The organism is Pseudomonas sp. USHLN015, assembly GCF_037153275.1.
Lineage (GTDB): Bacteria > Pseudomonadota > Gammaproteobacteria > Pseudomonadales > Pseudomonadaceae > Metapseudomonas > Metapseudomonas tohonis.
Genome location: NZ_JBBCKP010000004.1, coordinates 384408 through 411114, shown reverse-complemented (window position 1 = coordinate 411114; position 26707 = coordinate 384408). Strand labels below are relative to the sequence as shown.

At 67.8% G+C, this 26707-nt stretch carries 20 protein-coding genes and 1 pseudogene; 17 read left to right on the top strand and 4 right to left on the bottom strand.

The genetic code is table 11. The annotated features are described in order from the left end of the window. Positions 1 to 98 precede the first annotated feature (98 nt). Entirely contained in the window at positions 99 to 1382 is a 1284-nt protein-coding gene (locus WFQ67_RS10810; RefSeq protein WP_173178428.1) for an NAD(P)/FAD-dependent oxidoreductase, read from the top strand. 313 nt (positions 1383 to 1695) lie between these two features. Here WFQ67_RS10810 and WFQ67_RS10805 read toward each other — a convergent pair whose 3' ends face one another. Further along, positions 1696 to 2328: a PA2778 family cysteine peptidase gene (locus WFQ67_RS10805; RefSeq protein ID WP_337056836.1), complete on the bottom strand. Its 633-nt coding sequence runs from the start codon at positions 2326 to 2328 to the stop codon at positions 1696 to 1698. A 336-nt stretch (positions 2329 to 2664) separates the two neighbouring features. Between WFQ67_RS10805 and WFQ67_RS10800 the strand changes: the two genes are divergently transcribed. From WFQ67_RS10800 to WFQ67_RS10770, 7 genes are all read left to right on the top strand, one after another. Next, on the top strand, positions 2665 to 2934 hold the full coding sequence (locus WFQ67_RS10800) for a hypothetical protein (RefSeq protein WP_111263782.1): 270 nt from the start codon (positions 2665 to 2667) through the stop codon (positions 2932 to 2934). A 191-nt stretch (positions 2935 to 3125) separates the two neighbouring features. Beyond that, positions 3126 to 3839, top strand: a complete 714-nt coding sequence (locus tag WFQ67_RS10795; protein ID WP_213629075.1) for a DUF421 domain-containing protein — start codon at positions 3126 to 3128, stop codon at positions 3837 to 3839. Beyond that, positions 3836 to 4867: a DNA topoisomerase IB gene (locus WFQ67_RS10790; protein WP_213629074.1), complete on the top strand. Its 1032-nt coding sequence runs from the start codon at positions 3836 to 3838 to the stop codon at positions 4865 to 4867. Before WFQ67_RS10795 ends, WFQ67_RS10790 begins: the two co-directional genes overlap by 4 nt. A 100-nt stretch (positions 4868 to 4967) precedes the next feature. Beyond that, on the top strand, positions 4968 to 5975 hold the full coding sequence (locus tag WFQ67_RS10785; RefSeq protein ID WP_173178425.1) for a GlxA family transcriptional regulator: 1008 nt from the start codon (positions 4968 to 4970) through the stop codon (positions 5973 to 5975). Between the two features lie 10 nt (positions 5976 to 5985). After that, a complete protein-coding gene (locus WFQ67_RS10780; RefSeq protein ID WP_337056834.1) occupies positions 5986 to 6234 on the top strand; it encodes a DUF1272 domain-containing protein in 249 nt (82 codons plus the stop codon). Positions 6235 to 6249: 15 nt separating this feature from the next. Further along, on the top strand, positions 6250 to 6759 hold the full coding sequence (locus WFQ67_RS10775; RefSeq protein ID WP_213629073.1) for an HPP family protein: 510 nt from the start codon (positions 6250 to 6252) through the stop codon (positions 6757 to 6759). Positions 6760 to 6774: 15 nt separating this feature from the next. After that, positions 6775 to 7956: an MFS transporter gene (locus WFQ67_RS10770; protein WP_337056832.1), complete on the top strand. Its 1182-nt coding sequence runs from the start codon at positions 6775 to 6777 to the stop codon at positions 7954 to 7956. 171 nt (positions 7957 to 8127) lie between these two features. Here WFQ67_RS10770 and nfuA read toward each other — a convergent pair whose 3' ends face one another. From nfuA to WFQ67_RS10755, 3 genes are all read right to left on the bottom strand, one after another. Then, complete coding sequence (nfuA, locus tag WFQ67_RS10765; RefSeq protein ID WP_111263776.1) at positions 8128 to 8712, bottom strand: Fe-S biogenesis protein NfuA; 585 nt, start codon at positions 8710 to 8712, stop codon at positions 8128 to 8130. A 94-nt stretch (positions 8713 to 8806) separates the two neighbouring features. Next, positions 8807 to 11086 (bottom strand): fatty acid cis/trans isomerase, encoded by a 2280-nt coding sequence (locus tag WFQ67_RS10760; protein WP_213629071.1) that lies wholly within the window; start codon positions 11084 to 11086, stop codon positions 8807 to 8809. 124 nt (positions 11087 to 11210) lie between these two features. Then, entirely contained in the window at positions 11211 to 12179 is a 969-nt protein-coding gene (locus WFQ67_RS10755) for a hypothetical protein (RefSeq protein ID WP_173178420.1), read from the bottom strand. Between the two features lie 413 nt (positions 12180 to 12592). On the opposite strand from WFQ67_RS10755, the gene WFQ67_RS10750 reads away from it, so the two are divergent. The 9 genes and pseudogenes from WFQ67_RS10750 to WFQ67_RS10715 all read left to right on the top strand — a co-directional run bounded on the left by WFQ67_RS10750 (position 12593) and on the right by WFQ67_RS10715 (position 26707). Continuing rightward, positions 12593 to 13096 carry a hypothetical protein gene (locus WFQ67_RS10750; RefSeq protein WP_337056830.1) on the top strand — a complete coding sequence of 168 codons (504 nt, stop codon included), beginning with the start codon at positions 12593 to 12595 and terminating at the stop codon, positions 13094 to 13096. A gap of 12 nt (positions 13097 to 13108) precedes the next feature. Next, a complete protein-coding gene (locus WFQ67_RS10745) occupies positions 13109 to 13582 on the top strand; it encodes a hypothetical protein (RefSeq protein WP_111263772.1) in 474 nt (157 codons plus the stop codon). A 217-nt stretch (positions 13583 to 13799) separates the two neighbouring features. After that, positions 13800 to 17522 carry a methionine synthase gene (gene metH / locus WFQ67_RS10740; protein ID WP_337056829.1) on the top strand — a complete coding sequence of 1241 codons (3723 nt, stop codon included), beginning with the start codon at positions 13800 to 13802 and terminating at the stop codon, positions 17520 to 17522. Between the two features lie 125 nt (positions 17523 to 17647). After that, a pseudogene (locus WFQ67_RS30375) lies at positions 17648 to 18493 on the top strand (cache domain-containing protein); the annotation flags it as partial. A gap of 120 nt (positions 18494 to 18613) precedes the next feature. Further along, positions 18614 to 19894, top strand: coding sequence for a methyl-accepting chemotaxis protein (locus WFQ67_RS30370; RefSeq protein WP_442969583.1), 1281 nt, complete (start codon positions 18614 to 18616; stop codon positions 19892 to 19894). Between the two features lie 82 nt (positions 19895 to 19976). After that, positions 19977 to 21014, top strand: a complete 1038-nt coding sequence (locus WFQ67_RS10730; protein WP_213629068.1) for an RNA methyltransferase — start codon at positions 19977 to 19979, stop codon at positions 21012 to 21014. 52 nt (positions 21015 to 21066) lie between these two features. Next, a complete protein-coding gene (locus WFQ67_RS10725) occupies positions 21067 to 21291 on the top strand; it encodes a DUF2970 domain-containing protein (RefSeq protein WP_111261356.1) in 225 nt (74 codons plus the stop codon). 608 nt (positions 21292 to 21899) lie between these two features. Beyond that, positions 21900 to 25616 (top strand): DUF4132 domain-containing protein, encoded by a 3717-nt coding sequence (locus tag WFQ67_RS10720; protein ID WP_337056828.1) that lies wholly within the window; start codon positions 21900 to 21902, stop codon positions 25614 to 25616. Then, on the top strand, positions 25610 to 26707 hold the full coding sequence (locus WFQ67_RS10715) for an AAA family ATPase (protein ID WP_111261354.1): 1098 nt from the start codon (positions 25610 to 25612) through the stop codon (positions 26705 to 26707). Before WFQ67_RS10720 ends, WFQ67_RS10715 begins: the two co-directional genes overlap by 7 nt.

Sequence of the window (26707 nt, the reverse complement as noted above, 5' to 3'; positions counted from 1 at the left end):
TCGACGCTGCGTTAAATATCTTGCACAGCCCCTAGCCGGCCATTTTCAACTCGGGTAGCATCACGCCATCCGTAAAAAATAAAAAACAGAGATTCAAGATGACGCACACTCCCTACCCCCAATCCTATTACGCAGCATCGGCCAATCCGGTACCGCAGCGCCCGGAGCTGGTCGGCGAGACCGAGACCGACATCTGCATCATCGGCGCCGGCTACACCGGCCTGTCCACCGCACTCTTCCTGCTGGAGAACGGCTTCAAGGTCACCATCGTCGAGGCGGCCAAGGTCGGCTTCGGCGCGTCCGGTCGCAACGGCGGCCAGATCGTCAACAGTTATAGCCGCGACATCGACGTGATCGAGCGCACCACCAATCCGAAGGACGCCCAACTGCTCGGCCAGATGGCGTTCGAGGGTGGCCGCATCATCCGCGAGCGCATCGCCAAGTACGACATCCAGTGCGACCTCAAGGACGGTGGTGTGTTCGCTGCCATCACGCCCAAGCAGATGGGCCACCTGGAAGCCCAGAAGAAGCTGTGGGAACGCTACGGCCATACCCAGCTGGAACTGCTGGACGCCAAGCGCATCCGTGAAGTCGCATCGACCGAGAACTACATCGGCGGCATGCTCGACATGAGCGGCGGCCACATCCACCCGCTGAACCTGGCCCTCGGCGAGGCGGCAGCGGTGGAATCCCTCGGCGGCATCATCCATGAGCAATCCCCCGCCATCCGCGTCGAGCGTGGCGCCAACCCGGTCGTGCACACCCCGAAAGGCCGGGTGAAGGCCAAGTTCGTGGTGGTGGCCGGCAACGCCTACCTGGGCAACCTGCTGCCCGAACTGGCATCCAAGTCCATGCCCTGCGGCACCCAGGTCATCACCACCGAACCGCTGTCGGAAGAAATGGCCAAGAGTCTGCTGCCGCAGGACTACTGCGTCGAGGACTGCAACTACCTGCTGGACTACTACCGCCTCTCCGGCGACCGCCGCCTGATCTATGGCGGTGGCGTGGTCTACGGCGCGCGTGACCCGGCGAACATCGAGGCGATCATCCGCCCGAAGATGCTCAAGACCTTCCCGCAGCTCAAGGACGTGAAGATCGACTACGCCTGGACCGGCAACTTCCTGCTGACCCTCTCGCGCCTGCCCCAGGTCGGCCGCATCGGCGACAACATCTATTACTCCCAGGGCTGCAGCGGCCACGGCGTCACCTACACCCACCTGGCAGGCAAGGTCCTGGCCGAAGCCCTGCGCGGCCAGGCGGAACGCTTCGACGCCTTCGCCAGCCTGCCGCACTACCCCTTCCCGGGCGGCCGTCTGTTCCAGGTCCCGTTCAGCGCCATCGGTGCCTGGTACTACAGCCTGCGTGACAAGCTGGGGATCTGATCCTCGCGACATGAAAACGGCGCCCTCGGGCGCCGTTTTTCATTGGAACGCGGGAAACCACGTTCCCGGGGCGCGGTCACGAGTCATCGGCTCTGCCTGTGACGATTTGAATTGAGGGCCCCGCTGGATGAACACATGCTGTGGGGCGTGCCGTGCGCACCGCCGCACGGTGCTTCCGGCAGGCTCTCCAGGCGCGTGGCACCCTACGTCCAAACTCCGAAGCCTGGCTGGCCCCTTCTCACTTAGGGAGCCAACGCAAGTCCACGTTCCACGAGCGTGGATTTTTACTGGGGCAGAAGCCCTGTGCGGGCATTCAACGCAGCTGCTTCCTGGCGATATTCGCCGCATCGGCCTGGCCGGCACCCGCCAGGGCGTCGGCCGCCTGCTTCCAGCGCTCGGCATCGACCTGCACCGGGAGCTGGTTCGGTGCCTGCAGCAGCACCGCCCAGTGGCCCGCCCCCTCCCAGTCCGACTCGAACTCCGAGAAGCCCATCGGCAGGCGCCGCTCACCGCCGGCCCGCAGCAGCAACACCTGCTTGTGGCGGTCATAGCCCACCACCAGCGCATATCGCCAGGACGGCAACCAGCCATAACCCTGACGCAGGTGCACCAGCACGGGATTGCCCGCCGCCACCTGCACCAGCAGGTCCTCCACCTGGTCGCCCAGCGGGTAGACCAGCAGCCCGTGGCGGTGCACCACATCGGCCAGGTTCCCTTGCAGACCCTCCTCGCGTTCCGGCAGCCGCAATTCCTTCTCCACCATGCCCGGCGTCACCGTCTCCCCCTGCTGGGTGAAGAGCGCTGCCAGCGCCGCCGGCGCGCTCTGGTAGGCGTGCTGGGCGAAGAACGGTACGTTGCTCAGCTCAACCGCCTCGGGCAGGCCACGCAGCCCCGGCGTAGTGGGCTGGGCGGAACAGGCCGCCAGCAGGATGGAAAACGCGAGCACGGCACAGCCGGCAAGGGATCGGTTACGGCGAATAGGCACTGCATCTACCCCGATGGTTCACAGGTGCATGGCGGACATGGAAGGGATCATACCGGCGCGGATGGCCCGGTACACGGCGCATCTGTATACCCGAGCCGGGCCGTCGAGCGCACGGAAATGACGCTTTTTCGAGAGCGTTATCGCCATTCCATTCATTGCCGCGACAAATAGTTATTTATTCACGACCCGCTGTGACTTCCTGGTCAGGTTTCGCCATCCATATCCACGACGGCAGGCAACGGTCGATACGACCGGCCCCGTCGACCTCGTTGGGCACAATACGGAGAGACCCACCCCATGAACGCAACACTTCGCGTCAACGAAGCCCTGATCATTGCCGGCCGCGCCTTCCAACCCTTCCAGTGCGTGGCCTGGGCCCCTCAGGATGGCAACGGCGAGCTCAGCCTCAGCGTCATCGACCGCACCAGCACGCGCCTGCTGGGCCGCTCGAAAATCGCCAGCAGCACCTACTGCGACCCCCAACAACTGGCCAGCATCCTCAAGCAGTCCCGCGAGGAGCTGAGCCGCAAGGGCTACAGCCTCGACCCCTGGAAAATGCCCGAGTAACACCTTCCAGCGCTGTGCCCACTGCGCGGCGGGCAGCTTCCCGGCTGCCCGCCCTGGCGTCATCGCGACGCCGCCTCGTCTGTCACTGACGAAATTTCCCCGCCTTCGCTGTCCATAACCTTGCAGCCCCGAGCACATGCGGCAACCGCCCGCGAAGCCTCGTTTCGACCCGCGCAAGGAGCACACAGGCCATGAGCCCATTCGATTGGCAGCGAATCCTCATCGATCAGTTCCCCCTCGGCTTCCTCGCCGAAGTCGCATTGCGCGCTCTGTTCGCCTTCATGGTGGTGTTCGCGTTCCTGAAGGTCTCCGGACGGCGCGGTGTCCGCCAGATATCCCTGTTCGAGGTCCTGGTGATCCTCACGCTCGGCTCCGCCGCCGGCGACGTTTCCTTCTACGAAGACGTGCCCCTGCTGCCGGTCCTCGTGGTCTTCGTCACCCTGCTGGTGCTGTACCGCGTTACCACCTACGCCATGGAGCACAGCCGCCGCTTCGGCGCCTGGCTGGAGGGCGAACCGGTGGTGATCATCCGCGACGGCCTCTACAACATCGACGCCCTGGCCCGTCACAACATCTCCAGCGACGAGTTCTTCATGGAGCTGCGCCGCCAGAGCGTCGAGCACCTGGGCCAGGTAAGGCTGGCCATACTCGAAGTGAATGGCGATGTCAGCCTCTACTTCTTCGATGACAGCGAGGTGCGCGAAGGCCTCTCCGTGCTACCCCGCCAATTGCGCCAGACCGTGGAGCGCCCCAGCGAGGACGGCCTCTACGCCTGCAACCGATGCGGGTTCACCCAGCGCCTCGCCCGCGGGCAGGACGCCCATTGCCCCCGCTGCGACGGCCACGCCTGGTCGCACGCCCTGGGCCGCAAGCACCAGGCCTCACCCGTGGAGGCGCACGCATGACAGCCGCAACACCACCCGCCCTGCCGCCGCAACTGCGCTACGTCGAAGACAGCATGCCCGGCTTCGCCCGGCGCCTGCAGCGCGGCAAGTTCGTCTACATCGACCTCGCCGGCCGCCCCATCCGCGACGAGCTGGAGATCCAGCGCATCAACAAACTGGCCATCCCGCCCGCCTACCAGGAGGTGTGGATCTGCGCCGACCCACAAGGCCATATCCAGGCCACCGCGCGGGATGCCCGTCGGCGCAAGCAATACCGCTACCACCCGCTGTGGATCGAGATACGCGACGCCGCCAAGTACGAGCGCCTGCTGCGTTTCGGCCAGGCCCTGCCGACCCTGCGCCGGCGGATCGACCTGCACCTGGATGAGCCCGGCCTGGGCCGCGACAAGGTCATGGCCGCCGTCGTCGCCCTGCTCGACCGCACCCTGATCCGCATCGGCAACAGCCGCTACGCGCGGGACAACAAATCCTTCGGCCTCACCACCCTGCGCACCCGCCACGTCGACGTGAAGGGCAGCAGCATCCGCTTCGAGTTCAAGGGCAAGAGCGGCGTCGAGCACAGCGTGAAGCTCAGCAATCCGCGACTGGCGCGCATCCTCCGGCGCTGCCTGGAACTGCCCGGCCAGCACCTGTTCCAGTACCTCGACGACGGTGCCGAACGCCGCACCGTCAGCTCCCACGACATCAACGACTACCTGCGCGGCCACGCCGGCGAGGACTTCACCGCCAAGGACTACCGTACCTGGGCCGGCAGCGCCCTGGCCCTGGAGCACTTGCGCAAGCACCGCTGGCAGAACGAGGCGAGCGCCAAGAAGCACCTGGTGGAGGTGATCCGCCAGGTCTCCCGCGAGTTGGGCAACACCCCCGCCGTCTGCCGCAAGTGCTACGTCCACCCGGCCATCATCGACGCCTTCCTCGCCGGCGAGCTGCAGGGCCTGAAGAAAGCCCGCAAGCGCAAGGGCCTCAGCGCCGAGGAAGCGTCACTGATGAACTTCCTCCAGGCGCTGCACACCGACCCGGCGGGCTGAACGCCCCGGCCAGCACCTTGGCAATATCTGTGGGGTTATTGTCATTGTCGCCAAACCCGGCAGGACGCAGACTGGCGCCATCAACCTGATGGAATCCGCCATGGACACCCTGCGCACCATTGCCTGCCTGGCCTTCGACGATGTGATGAGCCTGGACGTGACCGGCCCGCTGCAGGTCTTCGCCTCGGCCAACGTCGAACGCCAGCGCCAGGGGCTCCCCGATGCCTACCGGATCCGCCTGATCGGCACCGAGGCCGGCGCGGTTAAAACCTCCGCCGGCTTCGCCCTGGTCGCCGAGGCCGCCTATCACGAAGTCGACCCGGCCAGCCTCGATACCTTGCTGGTGGCCGGTGGCATGGGCGTCGAGCGCATGTGCCGCAACCCGCCCCTGCTGGCCTGGCTGCGTGAGGCCGAGCCCCGGGTGCGACGGCTCGGCTCCATCTGCTCCGGCGCGCTGATCCTCGCCGCCGCCGGCCTCCTGGCCGGGCGCAGCGCCACTACCCACTGGTCCGACGTGCCCGCCCTCGGCGGCTATTGCGACATCGACGTGCAGGGCGATCGCCTGCACACCTACGCCCCCGACGGCCGCGACGGCGACCCGCACGTATTCACGTCCGCCGGGGTCACCGCCGGCATCGATCTCGCGCTGGCCCTGGTGGAAGCCGACCTCGGCCGCACCATGGCGCTGGCGGTCGCGCGCCGGCTGGTGTTGTTCCTGCGTCGCCCCGGCGGCCAGGCGCAGTTCAGCGCGCTGCTCAACTGCGAACCCAGCCGCACGCCGCGCCTGGCCGCATTGCTGGAGTGGATCCCCGGCAACCTCGGTGGCGACCTGTCGCTGGAGGCACTGGCCACCCAGGCGCGCATGGCTCCACGCAGCCTGTCCCGGGCCTTCGTCCAGGAGCTGGGCATGGGGCCCGGCAAGTACGTCGAACGGGTGCGCCTGGAGGCGGCCCGCGCATTGCTGCAGGACGCCCAGGCCTCCATCGCCACCGTGGCCCGCCTCACCGGCTTCGGCCACCCCGAGAACCTGCGGCGCACCTTTCACAAGCACCTGTCCATCAGCCCGCAGGAATATGCGGAGCGCTTCGGACGCCCCACCACGCCCTGAGGAAACCGCCATGCTGGAACTGCGCCCCAACTGCGAATGCTGCGACAAGGACCTGCCGCCCGACTCCGCCGAGGCGATGATCTGCTCCTTCGAGTGCACCTTCTGCAGCGATTGCGTCGAAACCCACCTCGCCGGCCATTGCCCCAACTGCGCCGGCAAGCTGGTCGGGCGCCCCATCCGACCCGCCGCCAAGCTCGCCGCCAATCCGCCATCGAGCCAGCGCATCCACAACCCCGCTGGCTGCGCCAAGCGCGCCTGAACCCGGAAGACGACCATGCTCGAATTGATGAAGAAATTCCGTGGCGACGCCGTCGCCCTGCCCCCCCGCCCCGCCGCGCGCCAGGTGTTCATCGCCTGGCTCGGCGGCTTCCTCGCCATCGCCAGCATCGCCGGCCTGGGCGACGCGCTGACCCTGAGCCTGCTGCTCGGCTCCTTCGGCGCCTCCTGCGTGCTGGTCTTCGGCTTCCCCGACGTGCCCTTCTCGCAGCCGCGCAACGTCGTCTTCGGCCACCTGCTGAGCACCTTCACGGGCCTGGCCTTCCTGTATGTCTGCGGCCCGCACTGGTGGGCCGTGGCACTGGCGGTGGGCAGCGCGATCGCCCTGATGATGGCGACCCGGACCGTGCACCCGCCGGCCGGCTCCAATCCGGTGATCGTCTTCCTCCTGCAGCCGGGCTGGGATTTCCTGCTCTACCCCACCCTCAGCGGCGCCCTGCTGCTGGTTCTGGTGGCGCTGGTCTACAACAACGCGAGCCGCGAGGCCCGCTACCCCAAATACTGGTAAGCCGCTGAGGTCCCCATGCTGCTGCGCAACCCGAGCATCCGTCTGCTGTTCGCCGGCCAGGCCCTGTACTGGAGCTGCTCGATGATCGGCATCACCCTCACCTCGCTGGTGGGGCTGCAACTGGCGCCGCTCAACGCCCTGGCCACCCTGCCGCTGGCGCTGCTGGTACTGGGCAACCTGCTGGCGGTGCAGCCGCTGTCATTGTTCATGCAGCGCCACGGTCGCCGCCCGGGGCTGATGCTCGGCGCCGCCGCCGGCGTGCTCGGCGGCCTGGTCAGCGCCCTGGGCGTCTGGCTTGGCGACTTCACCCTGCTGTGCCTGGGCGCGCTGCCGATCGGCGCCTACCAGGCCTCGGCCATGTACTACCGCTTCGCCGCCCAGGAAGCCGTGGACGACAGGCACAAGGGCCGCGCCACCGCCTATGTGGTCGGCGGCGGCATCTGCGCCGCACTGCTGGCGCCGAGCCTGGCGCTCTGGTCGCGCAACGCCCTGGAAACGCCCTTCCTCGGCGCTTACCTCGCCATCGCCGCCCTGGCGCTGGTCGCCCTCGCACTGCTGCGCCTGCTGCGTGAAGGCCAGGCACCCAGGCCGCCCAAGGCCGGCTGGGCGGCCACCCAGGCCCTGCTCAAGCGCCCGCTGGTCCGCGCCGCCATCGCCACGACCGCCATCGGCCACGGGCTGATGATCCTGGTGATGAACGCGACGCCCCTGGCCATGAGCTTCTGCGGCCTGCCGCTGGAAGCCGGGTCGGAGGTGATCCGCTGGCACATGCTCGGCATGTTCCTCCCCGCCTTCGCCGCCGGCCCGCTGGTGGACCGCTTCGGCAGCCGCCGCGTGGCCCTGTCGGGCGCCGTGCTGCTGCTCTTCAGCGCCGGCATCGCCCTGGCCGGGCTGGGCATGGCGTATTTCCTGGTGAGCTCGTTCCTGCTCGGGCTGGGCTGGAACCTGATGCTGGTGGCCGGCACCACGCTGCTGGCGGAAGGGCACGCCACCGAGGAGCGCGGCCAGGCCCAGGCCCTGATGGAGCTGTGCAACAGCCTGGTGGCCGCCTGCGCCTCCTTCGCCTCCGGCGCCCTGATCACCGGGCTCGGCTGGAGCGCGGTGAACCTCGGCATGTTGCCGCTGGTGGCGGTGGTCCTGCTGGCGCTGTTCATGGTGCGTCGCGGCAGGGCCGCCCAGGCCCAAACCGCGTCATGAGCCTTACCGTTGGCCGTAGGATGGGAAGAGCTCCGCGAATCCCATCGATCCGGCGTGTCCCCGGGCATCGGGCAGCATGGGTTTCGCTGCGCTCTACGCCACCCCGCGGGGGAATTGCGGACATGAAAAAGGCAGCCCGGGGGCTGCCTTTTTCCTTACCGCTTCAACGCCTCAGTAGTAGGCGTTCTCGCGGTTGCTGTGGTCGGTCACGTCACGCACGCCCTTCAGCTCGGGGATGCGCTCGAGCAGGGTGCGCTCGACGCCGTCCTTGAGGGTCAGGTCGACCTGGCCGCAACCCTGGCAGCCGCCGCCGAACTGCAGCACGGCGATGCCTTCGTCGACCACGTCCACCAGGCTCACCTGGCCGCCGTGGCTGGCGAGGCCGGGGTTGATCTCGGTCTGCAGGTAGTAGTTGATGCGTTCGTTCAGCGGGCTGTCCTCGTTGACCATCGGCACCTTGGCGTTCGGGGCCTTGATGGTCAGCTGGCCGCCCATGCGGTCGGTGGCGTAGTCGACCACGGCGTCCTCGAGGAAGGGTTCGCTCAGGCCGTCGATCCACGCGGTGAAGGACGCGAGGGCCAGCGGGGTGTCCTCGGGCTTCTGCTCGCCCGGCTTGCAGTAGGCGATGCAGGTTTCGGCGTACTGGGTGCCCGGCTGGGTGATGAAGACACGGATACCGATACCGCTGGTGTTCTGCTTCGACAGCAGGTCAGCCAGATAGTCTTCGGCTGCCTGGGTAATGGTGATGGCGCTCATGGCAACTCCTCGCAAACATGGGGCGCAGTGTACGCCAATCAGGTCCTACGGATAAAGTCCTAGTGTTTTAGTAGGAATAATTCGCGACAAATCCTCAGAAGTTCTGATAGCGGTTCATGTCCAGCACGGCCGCCTCCACCGGGTCGGTCTCGTGGATGTAGGCCGAGAGGTCGTGGAAATAACGCCAGAACTGCGGGTGGCTGCGACGGATACCCCAGCGCTCCACCACCTTGTCGAAGGCCGGCGTGTCCTTCACCTGCCCGAGCGCGGCGACGAACGCCGGCACCTCCTCGGCGCGCAGGTTGAACATGAAATTGGGGTAGCTGGTCAGCACGCCGGGGTAGATGGTCAGGGTGTCCAGCCCGGGCTGGTAGCGCAGTTCCTCGCCCATCATGAAGGCCACGTTGCTGTGCGCGCGGTTGCGCAGCACGCTGTAGACCTCGCGGTGCCCGTCCGCCAGCTCGACGCGCAACAGCGTCGCCTCCGGCATCTGGTCGATCACCTTGAGCCCCGCCGCAGGCCGGCTGACCAGCTGGCTCAGCGCCTGCTCGGCCTGTTGCAGCGCCGGGTCGATGCCCAGGCGGTAGCAGTTGCCGGTGGTGCAGCGGTTGATCGGGTCGGGCCTTGCATTGAGGTCGGCGTAGCGCTTGAGCAGTTGCGCCGCGAAGGAGCCCTTGGCGCGCTCGACCGGCAGGAACAGCCCGGTGGGCGTGTCGTCGTCGATGTCCTCGTAGTCCAGCCACATCTTCAATTTGCCGCTGTTCTGGTACCAGTCGTCGAGGATCGCGGTGCGCGACTCGGCCGGCATCAGGCGCAGGAAGTTGACCTCGGCGCCATTGCGGATCAGGTCGAAATACAACCGCGTCTGCGCCTGGTGCGAAACGTTGCCGTACACGTCGAAGTTCACCACCAACTGGTAGTAGGTGCGCTCGAACAACGGGTAGTCCAGCAGCCACATCGTCTGTGGCACCTCGCCGATCAGCCCCTTGCGCACGAAGGCGCTGTCGAACTGGCGGTAGATGGACAGCAGGGCGTTGTCGTTGCCGCTCCAGATATCCGCCCAGGTGGGCACCGGGGCATCGGCGTAGGCGTCGCGCCGCAGCTCCTCGTAGGCGTTGCGCTTGTCGCGGTAGCTGTGCCACAGGCTCAGCAACCCGCCGATCTCATCGAACTGCCCGGGCATCGCCAGCAAGGGCGTCGCCTCGCCCCGGTAGGCGGCATCGGTGACGTAGAGGTCGTGCTGCGGGTCCTGGAACAGCGCCCAGAAGTTGTCGCGGATCACGTCGGTGGCGATCTGCCCGCGGCACACCGGGCCACGGATGAAGGTGCGCACGAAGTACTCGGCGTTATCCAGCATGAACTGGTAGCGCGCCTGGGCCGGGATGGCCTCGAAGGTCTCGAACGGGTTGGCCCGGCGTTGCGCGCCGTAACCCGGCACCTTGTCGGTGGTCCAGTCGCTGCCGAAGAACAGCTCGTTGACCCGCGCCAGCCTGGAATCGCTCAGCGGGTAGGTGATGTGCGTCTTATGCACGATCACGCCCTGGATGGGCCACAGGCGGTAGTAGAAATCGGTGCCCGGGTCATCGTTGGGACGGCGCGTGGCGATCGGATCGATGGGCTTGCCGCTGGGCGTGCGCGAACGCACCAGTTGGAAGAAATGCCCGCTCTTGCCCTCATCGAAGTACAGGTGGGCGAGGAACAGGTGCTCGAACAGCCAGCGCCCCACCAGCACCTCGCGGGCACCCCGGGCATTGAGCAGCCCCTCCCACTCGGCGATCTGCCGTGCCTCGTCCGGAGTCGGCGTCACCGTGCTCGCCTCCACCGGCGCACCGGCGGCGAGCCAGCGTTGCAGCGTCTGGTATTGCTGGTCGTCCAGGCCGGTCACTGCGAAAGGCATGCCGGCGTGGGCGAATTTCTTCGCATAGTCGTCGAACTCGTCCGGGGTCGGGCACTGGTTCTGGCGATTGATGCCGATGTCCAGGTCTTCCGGCAGCTTGGCGTTGGGCGTGAGCGGCGTGCTGTGCCCGAGCTCGAGCATGCGCGCCATCAGCGCTGCCTGCGGGGCCTGGCCCTGCAGCACGGAGTAGAACCCCTTGTCGCGCCACGCCGCCTCGCCCTGGGCGTCGAAAAACAGCCGCGTGGTGGCCTGTGCGCGGGTGCGCGTACCGTCGTACACCGGCAGCTTGGTCGCCCCGCGCGCCGCACCCTCGCCGCTGCCCAGGTTGAGCTGGCAGGGCGAGTCATAGCACGCATGGCAGGCCACGCACTTCTCGGTGAAGATCGGTTGGATGTCGCGGGTGTAGGAAACTTCCTCGGCACACGCCGCAGCGCTCATGAACAGAAGGGCGGCGGCGAACAACGCGCGGTACGGCATGGACCTTTTCCTTGGCGAACGGACGACCGATTCTACCGGCATCCGCGCTGCGCTGCAGCGAAGCGGCAGCCAAGGATGGGGCGGCCCCTCGCGGCGCAGCCCATCGTCCCGCCGCCGGGGCGGGTCAGCTGTAGGTCAGGCCCAGGCCGGCGGCGATGCGCTCCAGGGTGGCCTTCTCTTCCTTGCTGATCTTGCTGCCGAAGCCGAGGAAGCCACCGGAGGCCGAAGCCACCGCCTTGCCCAGGCCCAGCAACGCCTGCTTGAACGCCTGTGCTTCCTCCGGCGCCACCTTGGTCTCGACGATCAGGCGGATGCGCAGCAGCTCCTGGGCATGGTTGAGGGGTGTGGTCAGCAGTTCGGTCAGCAGCTGCGGCACGTCGGTGATGACGTTGGTGATGATGCGCGAATACAGCTGGCCGCCGTTTTTGGCCGACTCCCCCAGCTGCTTGACGAAGGCCTGCGCCTCCTTGTTGTCGAGCTTGCCGTCGGCGGCGGCCACCAGCAGGAACACCATGAAGGGCGCCCGGCGCAGGGCCTGGAACTCCTCGGCGGTGAACTGGGTGTTCTCCTGGCCCTGGAACCCGGAGCTTTCGCCCGCCTGCTCGACGAAGTTGCTATTCCACACCTCCAGGGCTTCCTCGTTGTTCTCCAGGCCATCGAAGAAGGCTGCGGCCAGCTCCTGCAGCTGGTCGTTGGAGAAACCCGCGCCAGCCGAGGCCTTGGGTTTGTGCACGGCGAAGCCGGCTTCATGGCCGGCGTTGCGGTAGGGCAGCAGCCACTGGAAATGGCGCTGCTTGTCCGAGGCGAAGCGGATGTCGACGATCAGGCAGTCGGTCTTGCCGGTGGGCAGGGTGACCAGGCCGTCGCGGATGAACACCGCGCCCAGCTTGTCCTCGTCCAGGCTGGTGATGCGCGCCTCGCCCTGCTGCATGGCCTCCACCGAGCTGTCCGATAGCAGCCGCACCATGCTGGTCTGCTGGTCGGTGCCCAGGTAGCCGACGATGGGGATCAGCATCTCGCCGCTGGCGACGCCTTGTACCGCATGTCCAGCAAAGTAGCCGGCCATTTCCATCACTTTCTTCGCGTGTTCCATCGAACTGCTTCCTTGTATGCGTTCAGTCTGTCGTGCGGGAGGACGTCAATCGCGACGTCGAGGGCCTCGCCTGCTGCACTAGCCAGGTGCCAGCATCAATCTGCAACAGCCACACCCCCGTTGTGAAGCGCAGGAACGGGCTTTCGTGACCCACATCGACAATCCGCGCCGCCGGCCTCACCCCGCAGCGCCGCCGTCCGTCCGCCGGGGCGCGCAAAGCCGCGCAGACGTGAACGCCGTCATCCCCCGCCGCCGGCCACCGGCGTATCCTGCCGACACGCCAGGCCACCAGGGATGATGTCGGCGCAGCTACAGGGAACGTGCTCCAGGGCCGCCGTCCGGCGCGCCCGCCCCTCCTGACTGCAACCGACCGCCCCCGGCCGGCTCCAGCCATGCCACAGGAGATCCTGACCATGAAACCCCTCGCCGGCGCCCTCGCCGCCCTGACCCTCAGCGCCTGCGCCCAGGCCTCCGATTGCGGCTTCGCCCCGCTCAAGCTGGTGGCCAGCCCCGAAGCGCCCAGCACATTCGTTGGCGACGGCCAGCGCCTGCAGGTGCGCTTCGTCAACGAGAACCCGGACATCGCCGAACCCGACGCCTTCCCCGAGCCGCCGGTGGTGCTGCTGGAAAAGGCCAGCGGCAAGAGCTGCAACATCGAGGACGGGGGCATCTGGGCCCGCGACCCGCTGTTCCTCAGCCGCGACGAGAAGCGCCTGGTGACCTACGAGTTCAGCGGCTCCAACGGTGAGCTGGTGGCCTACGACACCGCCACCTGCAAGGTGCTGCACCGCCAGGACATCACCGGCAAGCGCGCCAGCGTCGAGGGCGAGGAGCTGGTGCTCGGCGCCGACTGCGACGACAGCGGCAGCTGCAAGACCCAAGCAAAGCAACCCGTACAGCCTTTCTGCAAACCCTGATAGGGATAGTCAATGAGCCTCGACACCTGCATCGTCAATGCCTGCACCGCGGCCTGGGACCAGAGCTTCATCGCCGGTACCCAGAACAAGAACAACTGCTCCGGCTTCCTGCAGTCGGTGGCCGCCACCCTCGGCGTACCGATTCCCGGCGGCAACGCCGACGCCATCATGGGCGGCCTGCCCCAGGCCACCGGCTGGAAGGAACTGGCCAGCGGTGACGAAGCCGCGCAGAAGGCCTCCCAGGGCTACTTCGTGATCGCCGGCATCAAGGGCAGCGACCACAACCCGGCGCGCAACAACGGCCACGTCGCCGTGGTCATCGGCGGCACCCTGTACCGCGGCAAGTACCCACGCGTCTGGTGCGGCAGCATCGCCGGCGCGGTCGGCCAGAGCCAGGGCCTGCGCTCGGTGGGCGAGGTCTGGAACCGCACCGACCGCGACCTGGTGAAGTACTTCGTCTACGCCACGGCCAGCTGCCGCGGCTGATCCACCCCGCGCCGTGGATGACCCCGCCTCATCCACGGCCGCGCTCCCCGCACACCCCCGCCCCGCCCGCATCCCCGCACTCCATGCCCACCAGGGCGCCGCCCGGCTTCGGCCCACAGCAACATGAGCCATATTCATGCAACAGCCGGCGGGCGGTCGATCCCCTTCATCTTTGCTATGCTTTGCGACCTTTTCCGCCCAGCTAGTCAGGTCCTCCATGCCCAGCCCGCTCACCGATCGCAGCGCCCGCCTGCACGCCCTTCACAAAGCCCTCAAGGAACGCATCCTGATCCTCGACGGCGGCATGGGCACCATGATCCAGAGCTACAAGCTCCAGGAGGAGGACTACCGGGGCACGCGCTTCGCCGACTGGCCGAGCGACGTCAAGGGCAACAACGACCTGCTGCTGCTGTCGCGCCCGGACGTGATCCAGGCCATCGAGAAGGCCTATCTGGACGCCGGCGCGGACATCCTCGAGACCAACACCTTCAACGCCACCCAGGTGTCCCAGGCCGACTACGGCATGGAGTCCCTGGTGTACGAGCTGAACGTCGAGGGCGCGCGCCTGGCCCGTGAAGTGGCCGACGCCAAGACCCTGGAAACCCCGGACAAGCCGCGCTTCGTCGCCGGCGTCCTCGGCCCGACCAGCCGCACCTGCTCCATCTCCCCCGACGTCAACGACCCGGGCTACCGCAACGTCACCTTCGACGAGCTGGTGGAGAACTACACCGAGGCCACCCGTGGCCTGATGGAAGGCGGCGCCGACCTCATCCTCATCGAAACCATCTTCGACACCCTCAACGCCAAGGCGGCGATCTTCGCCGTGCAGGGCGTGTTCGAGGAACTGGGCGTCGAGCTGCCGATCATGATCTCCGGCACCATCACCGACGCCTCCGGCCGCACCCTCTCGGGCCAGACCACCGAAGCGTTCTGGAACTCGGTGAGCCACGCCAAGCCGATCTCCGTGGGCCTGAACTGCGCCCTCGGCGCCAAGGAACTGCGCCCCTACCTCGCCGAGCTGGCGAGCAAGGCCGGCACCCACGTCTCCGCCCACCCCAACGCCGGCCTGCCCAACGCCTTCGGCGAGTACGACGAGACCCCGGCCGAGATGGCCGTGGTGGTCGAGGAGTTCGCCGCCAGCGGCTTCCTCAACATCATCGGCGGCTGCTGCGGCACCACCCCGGGGCACATCGAGGCCATCGCCAAGGCCGTGGCCAAGCATCCGCCACGCGTGATCCCGGAGATCCCCAAGGCCTGCCGCCTGTCGGGCCTGGAGCCCTTCACCATCGATCGCAGTTCGCTGTTCGTGAACGTCGGCGAGCGCACCAATATCACCGGTTCCGCCAAGTTCGCCAGGCTGATCCGCGAGGAGAACTACACCGAGGCGCTGGAAGTCGCCCTGCAGCAGGTGGAAGCCGGCGCCCAGGTCATCGACATCAACATGGACGAGGGCATGCTCGACTCCAAGGCGGCGATGGTGCGCTTCCTCAACCTCATCGCCGGCGAGCCGGACATCTCCCGCGTGCCGATCATGATCGACTCCTCCAAGTGGGAGGTGATCGAGGCGGGCCTCAAGTGCATCCAGGGCAAGGGCATCGTCAACTCCATCTCCATGAAGGAAGGCGTCGAGCAGTTCAAGCACCACGCCAAGCTGTGCAAGCGCTACGGCGCCGCCGTGGTGGTGATGGCCTTCGACGAGGCCGGCCAGGCCGACACCGAGGCGCGCAAGGCGGAAATCTGCCAGCGCAGCTACGACATCCTGGTCAATGAAGTGGGCTTCCCGCCGGAAGACATCATCTTCGACCCGAACATCTTCGCCGTGGCCACCGGCATCGAGGAACACAACAACTACGCGGTCGACTTCATCAACGCCTGCGCCTACATCCGCGACAACCTGCCCCATGCCCTGAGCTCGGGCGGCGTGTCCAACGTGTCGTTCTCCTTCCGCGGCAACAACCCGGTGCGCGAGGCGATCCACTCGGTCTTCCTCTACTACGCCATCCAGAACGGCCTCACCATGGGCATCGTCAACGCCGGCCAGCTGGAGATCTACGACGAGATCCCCAAAGAGCTGCGCGACGCCGTCGAGGACGTGGTGCTCAACCGCAGCCCCAACGCCACCGAGGCCCTGCTGGCCATCGCCGACAAGTACCGGGGCGACGGCGCGGCCAAGGAAGTGGAGAACGAGGAGTGGCGTTCGCTGCCGGTCGACAAGCGCCTGGAGCACGCGCTGGTCAAGGGCATCACCGCCTTCATCGTCGAAGACACCGAGGAGTGCCGCCAGCAGTGCGCGCGCCCCATCGAGGTGATCGAAGGCCCGCTGATGTCCGGCATGAACGTGGTCGGCGACCTGTTCGGCTCGGGCAAGATGTTCCTCCCGCAGGTGGTCAAGTCCGCCCGCGTGATGAAGCAGGCGGTGGCCCACCTGATCCCCTTCATCGAAGCGGAGAAGGGCGACAAGCCCGAGGCCAAGGGCAAGATCCTCATGGCCACCGTCAAGGGCGACGTCCACGACATCGGCAAGAACATCGTCGGCGTGGTGCTCGGCTGCAACGGCTACGACATCGTCGACCTCGGCGTGATGGTCCCGGCGGAGAAGATCCTGCAGACCGCCCGCGACGAGAAGTGCGACATCATCGGCCTCTCCGGCCTGATCACCCCGTCGCTGGACGAAATGGTCCACGTCGCCCGCGAGATGCAGCGCCAGGGCTTCCAGCTGCCGCTGATGATCGGCGGCGCCACCACCTCCAAGGCCCACACCGCGGTGAAGATCGACCCGCAGTACAGCAATGACGCCGTGGTCTACGTCACCGACGCCTCGCGCGCCGTGGGCGTGGCCACCCAGCTGCTGTCCAAGGAGCTCAAGGCCGGCTTCGTCGAGCGCACCCGCGCCGACTACGTCGAAACCCGCGAGCGCACCGCCAACCGCGCCGCCCGCACCGAGCGCCTGGCCTACGCCGACGCCATCGCCAACAAGCCGGACTTCGACTGGGCCGGCTACCGCGCGCCCAAGCCCAGCTTCACCGGCGTGCGCGTGCTGGAAGACATCGACTTGGCCGTGCTGGCCGAATACATCGACTGGACGCCCTTCTTCATCTCCTGGGACCTGGCCGGCAAATACCCGCGCATCCTCACCGACGAGGTGGTGGGCGAAGCCGCCACCGCGCTGTTCGCCGACGCCCAGGCGATGCTGAAGAAACTGATCGACGAGAAACTGATCAAGGCCCGCGCCGTGTTCGGCTTCTGGCCGGCCAACCAGGTCAACCACGACGACATCGAAGTGCGCGACGACCAGGGCAAGCCGCTGGCCACCCTCCACCACCTGCGCCAGCAGACCATCAAGCCCGACGGCAAGCCGAACCTGTGCCTGGCCGACTTCGTCGCGCCCAAGGAGAGCGGCGTGGTCGACTACGTCGGTGGCTTCATCACCACCGCCGGCATCGGTGCCGAGGAAGTGGCCAAGGCCTATGAGGCCAAGGGCGACGACTACAACTCGATCATGGTCAAGGCCCTCGCCGACCGCCTGGCCGAAGCCTGCGCCGAGTGGCTGCACGAGCGCGTGCGCAAGGAATACTGGGGCTACGCCGCCGACGAGCACCTGGACAACGAGGCGTTGATCAAGGAGCAGTACAACGGCATCCGCCCCGCCCCCGGCTACCCGGCCTGCCCGGACCACACCGAGAAGGGCACCCTGTTCGACCTGCTGGACCCGAGCGCCAGCTTCGACAAGGCCGGCCTGAGCGGCGTGTTCCTCACCGAGCACTACGCCATGTTCCCGGCGGCGGCCGTCAGCGGCTGGTACTTCGCCCACCCCGAGGCGCAGTACTTCGCCGTCGGCAAGATCGAACGCGACCAGGTGGAGAGCTACAGCAAGCGCAAGGGCCAGGACCAGGCCGTGAGCGAACGCTGGCTGGCGCCGAACCTCGGCTACGACTACTGATCACGAACGGGCCCGCGCAATGCGGGCCCTGTTCTTTCTGGCTCCCAGCGGCGCAACGATGGGTTTCGCGGGGCTCTACCCATCCCACGGGTGCCCAGTCCGCGCGGCTTGGTGCTCTTCGTAGGATGGGTCGGGCGGCGTTCCGCGAGCGAATCGAAACCCATCACCGCGATGCCAAAGGCACGCTCGACCACTCCCTGAACGCCCCCAGAAACGACCGCTCCTCCGAAATCGCTGCAGGAACCCCGACATCTGCCGACACGCCTTCTAGAGGCGCAACCGCGCGGGCACTGCTATTGCATAAGAAGAGCCTGCCGCGCCTCCGCCGTGTGCCGCCTTCCAGCTCGGGAATCGAGGAGTACCGAATGTCTCTGCTGCCTGACCGCATCTCCAGCCGCCTGACCCTGGGCGCGATCTTTCTCCTGCTGCTCACCGCACTCGCCGTCTTCGCCATCATGGTGTTCCGCGGCCAGCCGCGGGTGGTGGCGGAAAGCAACGCCCTGATCGAGCAGACGGGCAGCGCCATCGTCCGCCAGCTCGGCCTCAAGCTGGCCGGCATCGAAGGCCTGGCCGTCGGCATGGCGCACTTGGCCGAGGTCCTGCCCCGTGAAGAGGCGCTGTACCGCGACAACTTCCCCAACCTGATCGACAACGGCGGCGATGCGGCCATCGCCGGCGGCGGCATCTGGCCGGAGCCGAACGCCTTCGCCGACGGCACCGCCCGCCGCAGCTTCTTCTGGGCCCGTGGCGCCGGTGGCGCGCTGGAATACTCCGACGACTACAACAAGCCCGACGGCCCCGGCTACCACAACGACGCCTGGTACACCGGCGCGCGCAGCGCAGCGGGCAATGCCTGCGTCTGGTCCGAGGCCTACCAGGACCCGGTGAGCAAGGTGCCCATGGTCACCTGCAGCGTGCCGTACAAGCTGCAGGGCCGCTTCGCCGGGGTCAGCACCATCGACCTGCGCCTCGACGACCTGGCCGCCTTCCTCCGCGACCAGGGCAAGGTCACCGGGGGCTACGCCTTCGCCCTCGACCCGGCCGGCAACATCCTGTTCTTCCCCCTGCCGGGCAGCGCCGCCGAAGCCAGCATGCAGAAGTTCGACGAACTCGCCGGTCGCGAAGCCTGGCTGGCGCCATTGGCGGAAGCCCGCCGCAAGCTCGGCTCCGGTGGCACCGCCAGCGTGACCCTGGATGACGACGCGGTGCTCGGCGAAGCCAGCCAGGCCAATCTCTTCGTCATGCCGCAAACCCACTGGACCGTCGGCCTGGTCACGCCCAGGGCACGGGTCACCGGGCTCGCCCAGGCGCTCACCTATGAACTGCTGGCCTTCCTCCTGCCGCTGCTCGGCCTGCTGCTGTTCTTCGTCTGGCTGGCCGGGCGCAAGATCCTCGAGCAACTGGGCGAGACCACCGCACAGATCGACGCACTCGGCAGCGGCCAGGGCCATGGCGGCGCGCTGACCATCCTCCGCGACGACGAGATCGGCGGCCTGCGCCGTTCGGTCAACCAGTACGCCGGCCGGCTGCAGGGCATGCTCCAGGTGATCGCCGACGAATCCCGGCGCCTGCAGGACGAAGCCACCAGCCTGGGCCGCCTCAGCGGCGCCCTGCTCCAGCGCGCCGAACAGCAGCGCCAGGAGAACACCCAACTGGCGGCGGCCATCACCGAGATGTCCTCCAGTGCCAACGAAGTGGCGCAGAACACCAACGACTGCGCCGACACCGCGCAACGCTCCCAGGCCGTGGTCAACGACGGCCAGCAGAAGGTCGCCTCCAACAGCCGCTCCATCCAGTCGCTGTCCAGCGAAATGGCGGCGGCCGCTACCGTGATCGCCCGCCTGGAGCAGGACAGCCAGCAGGTCGGCGCCGTACTGGACGTGATCAAGGCCATCTCCGAGCAGACCAACCTGTTGGCCCTCAACGCCGCCATCGAGGCCGCGCGGGCCGGCGAGCAGGGGCGCGGCTTCGCCGTGGTGGCCGACGAGGTGCGCTCCCTGGCGGCCAAGACCCAGAGTTCGGCCAACGAGATCAGCGGCATGATCGCCAACCTGCAGCAGGCTTCGCGCCAGGCGGTACAGGCGATGCAGGCCGGCGAGGCACGCACCCGCCACGCGGTGGAGGAAGCCGAAGGCGCCGCCGCGGCGCTGTCCACCACGGTTCAGAGTTTCGACGACATTTCCCAGCGCGCCCAGCAGATCGCCGTCGCCGCCCAGGAACAGAGCCACGTGACCCAGGAAATCAACGAACTGGCGGTGCGCATCCACTCGGCCAGCGAGGAGAACGCCCGCGATGCCGTCGACCTCGACGCCCTCGGCCAGGCGATGCGCCAGTCGGCGACGCGCCTGGCGGAGCTGAGCCGGGGCCGCTGAAGGACGCGGTACGCAGAGGGGCGCCTGCGCCGGCAGGGCGCCCCTACTTAAGCGCCAACGCCGGTGGTAGGATTCGCGCCCCATGCGCATCCAAGACCTGCACGACCGCCTCGCCGCCCTCGGCGCCAAGCCCATCCACCAGGGCCGGGTGATACGCGCCTGGCTGCAGGGCAAGCCCCTCGACGCCTGCACCCTGCGCCAGCAGGCCCAGGACTTCCTGCCCATCAGCGTGCGCGAAGGCCTGCCGGCCCTGGCCGAGGAGCTGGACAACCTGGCGCGGCTGCGCTCGGAACACCCCGCCGCCGACGGCTCGGCGCGCCTCCTGGTAGGCCTGGCCGACGGCCAGATGGTCGAAAGCGTGCTGTTGCCGCGCGACGGCCTGTGCGTTTCCAGCCAGGTCGGCTGCGCCGTGGGCTGCGTGTTCTGCATGACCGGCAGGAGCGGCCTGCTGCGCCAGGTCGGCAGCCTGGAGATCGTCGCCCAGGTAGCCCTGGCGCGGCGCTATCGCAAGGTGAAGAAGGTGGTGTTCATGGGTATGGGCGAGCCGGCCCATAACCTCGACAACGTGCTGGAGGCCATCGACTTGCTGGGCACCGACGGCGGCATCGGCCACAAGAACCTGGTGTTTTCCACCGTGGGCGACCCCCGGGTGTTCGAGCGCCTGCCGCAGCAACGGGTGAAGCCGGCCCTGGCGCTGTCGCTGCACAGCAGCCGCGCCGAGCTGCGCGAGCGCCTGCTGCCCAAGGCGCCGCGCATCAGCCCCGAGGAACTGGTCGAGCTGGGCGAGGCCTACGCCCGTACCACCGACTACCCCATCCAGTACCAGTGGACGCTGCTCGCCGGCATCAACGACAGCCTGGAGGAAGCGGACGGCATCCTGCGCCTGCTCAAGGGCAAGTTCGCGGTGATGAACCTCATTCCCTACAACAGCCTGGAAGCCGACGACTACCAGCGCCCGGGCGGCGAACGCATCGTCGAACTGGTGCGCTACCTGCACAGCCGTGGCGTGCTGACCAAGGTGCGCAACTCCGCCGGCCAGGACATCGACGGAGGCTGCGGCCAACTGCGCGCTCGCGCCGGGACGCTCGATACCCGCCAGTTGCTGCATCGCGCACGTTGATCCGGGCAGCCTGCCGGGGGCGAGCTAAGCTTGTGCCCCACGGAGGTGCACCATGGACGACAGCAACGACGAAAACCAACGCCCCCTGACGTTCCGCGAGATGCTGCACAGCGTCGCGGCCGCCGCCTTCGGGGTACAGAGCGGCAAGAATCGCTCGCGCGACTTCAGCCGCGGCAAGCCCAGCCACTTCATCATCCTCGGGGTGCTCTTCACCCTGGTCTTCGCGCTGACGCTGTTCGGCGTGGTCAAGCTGGTGCTGCACCTCGCCGGGCTCTGACGCCCCGACTGAGGGCATCGGGAGCCCTCACGCCTGACCAGAGTCGTCATCGATGCGCGCGCAGCGCATCCGTAGCGTGGCGTAGAGCGAAGCGAAACCCACGCGGTGGTCGTGGCAGGGTGCCATGCATAGCCGAAAGGCACCGTGCCCGAGCTTGTTGAATCCGCAACAACCAAAACAGACGGAGCCCATGGATACCGCCTGCAACCCGCGCAGGGCGGCAACGCCCTGCGGGGTTCCGTGGCTGGCTGCCAGAGGGGGCGGCGGGTCGGTTACTGGTGGCTGACCCAGAACACCGCGGTGGCCACCGCGATCAGGATCAGGCAGAAGATGGCGACAGCGTCGATGCCGCTGTCAGAACTGGATTCCTCGGTGTGATCGCTCATGGCATCCCCTTGTTGTGGTTATGGGCGCTACGTCCACGAGTTAAGACCAGGACCGACAACCTCTCAAGCCACCCCATCGACCTCGCACATCCCCAGGATGGCCCCGCGCCGGAAAAACATGAGCTGAGCAACAGAAATGCACATTGGACCGCCCGTGACAGAGGCCTTGAACCGCCCCGATGAATTACCATCGGGCACCGCATCGCCAAGGACAGGTTCACCATGTTTCAGAAGCTGCTGGAAAAAATCGGCCTTTCCACCACCTCCACCCCGGCCACGCCCTTTGCCAAGCACGTCGTCGAAAGCCTCGAGGTGCTCGACATCCTGGTGCCCGGCCTGGCCGAGCGCGCCGCCACCCACGTGCTCAGCGGCCAGGACGAAGGCGTCCTGCTCGACCTGCGCAAGGTGCCGGCCGAGGAGGCCGTCGTGCTCCTCGACATGCCCGCCACGCTGGGCTGGTGGCACCCCTCCGGCAACCTGCGCAACGACGCGCAGAAGCACAAGAAGCGCATCAACGCCGCCGCCAACGCCCGCGCCCGGCTCTATGTCGTAACCCCCGGGACCGACGTGCTCGCCCTCGCCCGCTTCGGCAAGGTGCTCGAAGCCGCCTGCCAGGGCGCCAACCTGGTGCGCATCGCCAAGGTGCCCGACTGGCTCATCTACCTGGCGGTCGACGCCCTGCACACGACCCTGAAGAACCTCGGCAACAAGCACGGCGAGGAATTGCGCAAGCACTGGAACCTCGACCTGCTGGTACGCCTGCTGGCGGTGGACGACCTGCCGGCCGACGACGCCCTGCTGCTGATCCTCGACCGCCGCGACCTCAACGAATACCACTGGCGCGACCTCGCCGCGCTGCCCAACCTGCCCGGCACCGGCGAATACCTGCTGCAGCACCCCTCCAGCACCCGCGCCCTGCCCTCGCGGCTGTCGGCGAGCGGTTGCCTGACCCTGGTGAAGCTGCTCGGCAGCCAGCGCACCCTCGCCGACGCCTACGCCGACGTACTGGTGCGCCTGGCGGTGAGCGCCGCCAAGAGCGTCCGCGCCGAAGCCGCGCCTCAGGTGGAGACACTGCCGCTGCAGGTCAAGCTCTCCCACCTGCAGCAGTTGCTGGAAGCAGGCAACAACGCCGAACGCGCCCAGGCCGCCGACATGCTCGCCCGCGCAGGCGAAGAAGCCCGCCCCCTGCTGCAGGCCCGCCTGGAGGTGGAGAGTTCCAAGCCCGTGCAACAGGCACTGGCCAGTGCCCTGGCACGCCTGGACAGCCAGACCCGCGCCCAGCAGGAAGAGCTGCCCGAGGCCGGCGACTTCGAACGCTGCCCCGAAGTCCGACTGGGCGATGCCGTCCTGCAGCTGCTGCGGCAGAACCTCGCCGAGCTGCTGGAGGAAAGCCGCCTCGCCGCCGAGGAGGAGGTACGCCAGAACCTCGAGCACAAGCGCAAGTGGGACTGGCGGCAGAAGACCTACAAGTCGCTCCAGGCACTCGGCGAGTCCGACCTGCGTGACGCCCTGGAACGCCTCAACGGCGGCGCGCGCGGCAAGACCCCGGCCGGCATCGACGCGGTGCTGCAATACAAGGGGCGCCTGGCCGCCAACGCCGAGGTCAACCTGCTGCATGTCCTCCGCGCCCCGAGCAACCGCCACTTCAATTGGTACCAGGTAGCCGACTGGCTGAAGGGCGACGCCCTGCAACGCCTCGACCTGCGCACCCTGGAAGACGCCTTGCAGCGCTGCGGCCACGACGACCCCGCCCGGGCCACGGCGGATATCTGCTTCGCCTGGAACTCGCCCCTCGGGCAGATCGCCCCCGAGCGCGTCTGGCCCTTCTTCGCCGAGCACCCCGAGTTCATCGAAGAGGCCTTCGGCCTGCGCCCCGCTCCGGGCCGCTACAGCTACAGCGTGGCCACCACGCTGACCCTGCTCGAGCAGTTCCCCGTCCTGCCGGCGCGCTTCATCCCCGTGCTGCTGGAGCTGGCCCTGGGCAGCAGCAAGACCAACCGCGCCGAAGCCCAGCAACTGCTGGAGACCCTGCCGGACATCGGCGACCGCGCCGTGGAAGCCCTGGCCTCGAGCAAGCAGGAGATCCGCACCCTGGCCGCCGAATGGCTGCAGCGCCTGGGCTACCGCGAGGCGATTCCCGCGCTGAAGGCGACCCTGGCCAAGGAAAAGCGCGAAACCGTGCGCGCCGCCCTGCTCACCACCCTGGAAAGCCTCGGCGAAGACATCTCCGGCCACCTGGCCCCGGACGTGCTGCTGGCCGAGGCGCACAAAGGCCTGCAGGCCAAGCCGCCGGCCAGCCTCGCCTGGCTCGACCTCGACCACCTGCCCGCCTGCCAGTGGCTCGACGGCACCCCGGTGGAGCCGGCCATCCTGCGCTGGTGGGTGATCCTCGCCTGCAAGCTCAAGGAGCCCGCCGGCAACGGCCTGCTCAACCGCTACCTGGAGCGCCTGGCCCCCGCCAGCCGCAACACCCTGGGCAAGAGCCTGCTGCTGGCCTTCATCGCCCAGGACACCCGCAACCCGACCCTGGAAGAGGCCATCGCCTACGCCCAGGCCAATGTCGCGCGGCAGATGCAGAACTACCAGGCCTGGGCGAAGTACTCGCCCGAATACGCCGACATCACCCAGGAACAGGCCTTCGAATCGCTCAAGCGCGAGCATCTGGGCACCTACCTGGGCAGCGCCATCGCCGACAAGGGCATCCTCGCCCTCACCTGGCACACCACCGGCCACGAGCAGGTGAGCCTGATCCAGGCCTACATGCGCGACCACTACCCGCGCCGCTCGCAGATCGAAGCCATGCTCAGCGCCGCCGCCAACAGCAACGAGCCGCTGGTGATCCAGTTGCTGCTGTCCATCGCCCGCCGCCACCGCACCGCCTCGGTACAGACACGCGCCCGCGAGCTGGTGGAGCAGATCGCCCAGCGCAACGGCTGGAGCGCCGACGAACTGGCCGACCGCACCATCCCCAGCGCCGGCTTCGACGAAAACGGCGTGCTCGCCCTGCAGTACGGCGAGCGCCTGTTCACCGCGCGCCTCGATGCCGCACTCAAGCTGGAGCTGTGCAACCCCGACGGCAAGGTGGTCAAGGCCCTGCCGGAGCCGCGCAAGAGCGACGACCCGGCGCTGATCAAGGAAGCCAAGACGCAGTTCTCCACCAGCAAGAAGGAGCTCAAGCAGGTGATCGACCTGCAAAGCCAGCGCCTCTACGAAGCCATGTGCGCGGCGCGCCTGTGGCCCGTGGCGGAATGGCGCGAGTACCTGCAGCAGCACCCGATCATGCGCCACCTGCTGCAGCGCCTGGTCTGGGCCGAAGTGGGCGCCGAGGGTGCGACGCGCCTGTTCCGCCCCACCGAGGACGGCAGCCTGATCGACCTCGACGATGACGAGGTGGAGCTGGCTGACGGCAGCCTCGTGCGCCTCGCCCACGCCGCCCTGGTGGACGCCGAGACGGCCAAGGCCTGGGTCCGCCACTTCAAGGACTACAAGGTCAAGCCGCTGTTCGCGCAGATGTCGCGCCAGCTGCCGGAGATCAGCGCCGAAGCCGTCGCCGACCAGGAGAGCGGCAACGCCATCGGCGACCGCCTGGGCTGGCTGAGCGACACCTTCACCCTGCGCGGCACGCTGACCAAGCTCGGCTACCAGCGCGCGGCCGCCGAGGACGGCGGCTTCTTCGACCACTACTTCAAGGAATTCAACAGCCTGGGCCTACGCGTGAACATCGGCTTCACCGGCAACTGCCTGCCGGAGGAGAACGTCCCCGCCGCGCTGACCCGGCTCTCCTTCGAGAAGATGGGCCGTCGCTGGTCCGGTGGCGACAACCTGCCGCTGGCCGATATCCCGCCGGTCCTGCTCGCCGAAACCTATGCCGACTACCGCGCCGCCGCCGATGCCTGCGTCGGCTTCGATCCCCAGTGGGAGAAGAAGACCCCATGGTAAGCACCGTTCTCCGCCAGGCTGCGGAACAGCATTTCGCCGAGGAACTGCAACGCCTGGCCCAGGCCGACCAGCAGGCCGGCGCCGACCTGCCGCCCGGCTGGCTGCGCTCGCCGCGCTCGGTGCGACGCTTCATCCTCGGGGACGAGGCGCTCGGCGTCAGCCGCAAGTTCTACGGCGACGATGCCCTGGTGGACCGCGCCATCGTCACCCTGCTCGGCCGCCAGGGCCTGATGCTGGTGGGCGAACCGGGCACGGCCAAGTCGATGCTCTCCGAGCTGCTCGCCGCCGCCATCAGCGGTGACTCGATGCTCACCATCCAGGGCACCGCCGGCACCACCGAAGACCACATCAAGTACTCCTGGAACTACGCCCTGCTGCTGGCCGAGGGCCCGACCCCGCGCGCCCTGGTGGGCTCGCCGCTGCATCAGGGGATGAGCCAGGGCAAGCTGGTGCGCTTCGAGGAGATCACCCGCTGCCCGCCGGAAATCCAGGACGTGCTGATCTCCCTGCTCTCGGAAAAGCAGATGATGATCCCCGAGCTGGGCGAGACCGGGCGGTTGCACGCCCGCCCCGGCTTCAACCTGATCGCCACCGCCAACCTGCGCGACCGGGGCGTGCACGAGATGTCCGCCGCCCTCAAGCGCCGCTTCAACTTCGAGACGGTGCGCCCCATCGCCGACGGCGAGTTCGAGGTGGAACTGGTGATGCGCCAGCTGCTGCGGGAGCTGGGCGAGGAGGCCGGCAAGGTGGTGGTCGAGCGCGACGTCATCGGCCTGCTGGTCACCGTGTTCCAGGAGCTGCGCGGCGGCACCACCCGCGAGGGCACCGCGATCAAGGCGCCGGACGCGGTCATGTCCACCGCCGAGGCGGTCAGCGTGGCCTACGCCGCCGCGCTGGAGGCCCGCTACCTCGGCGACGGCCGCCTGGGCCCGGCCGAGCTGGCGCGGCAGCTGCTCGGCGTGGTGTTCAAGGACAACCGCGACGACGCCAAGCGCCTGCGCCATTACCTGGACAGCGTGGTGCGCGAACGCGCCCGCCGTGACGGCCAGTGGAAGCACTTCTTCGACGCCAGCAAGGGCCTGTTGGACTGA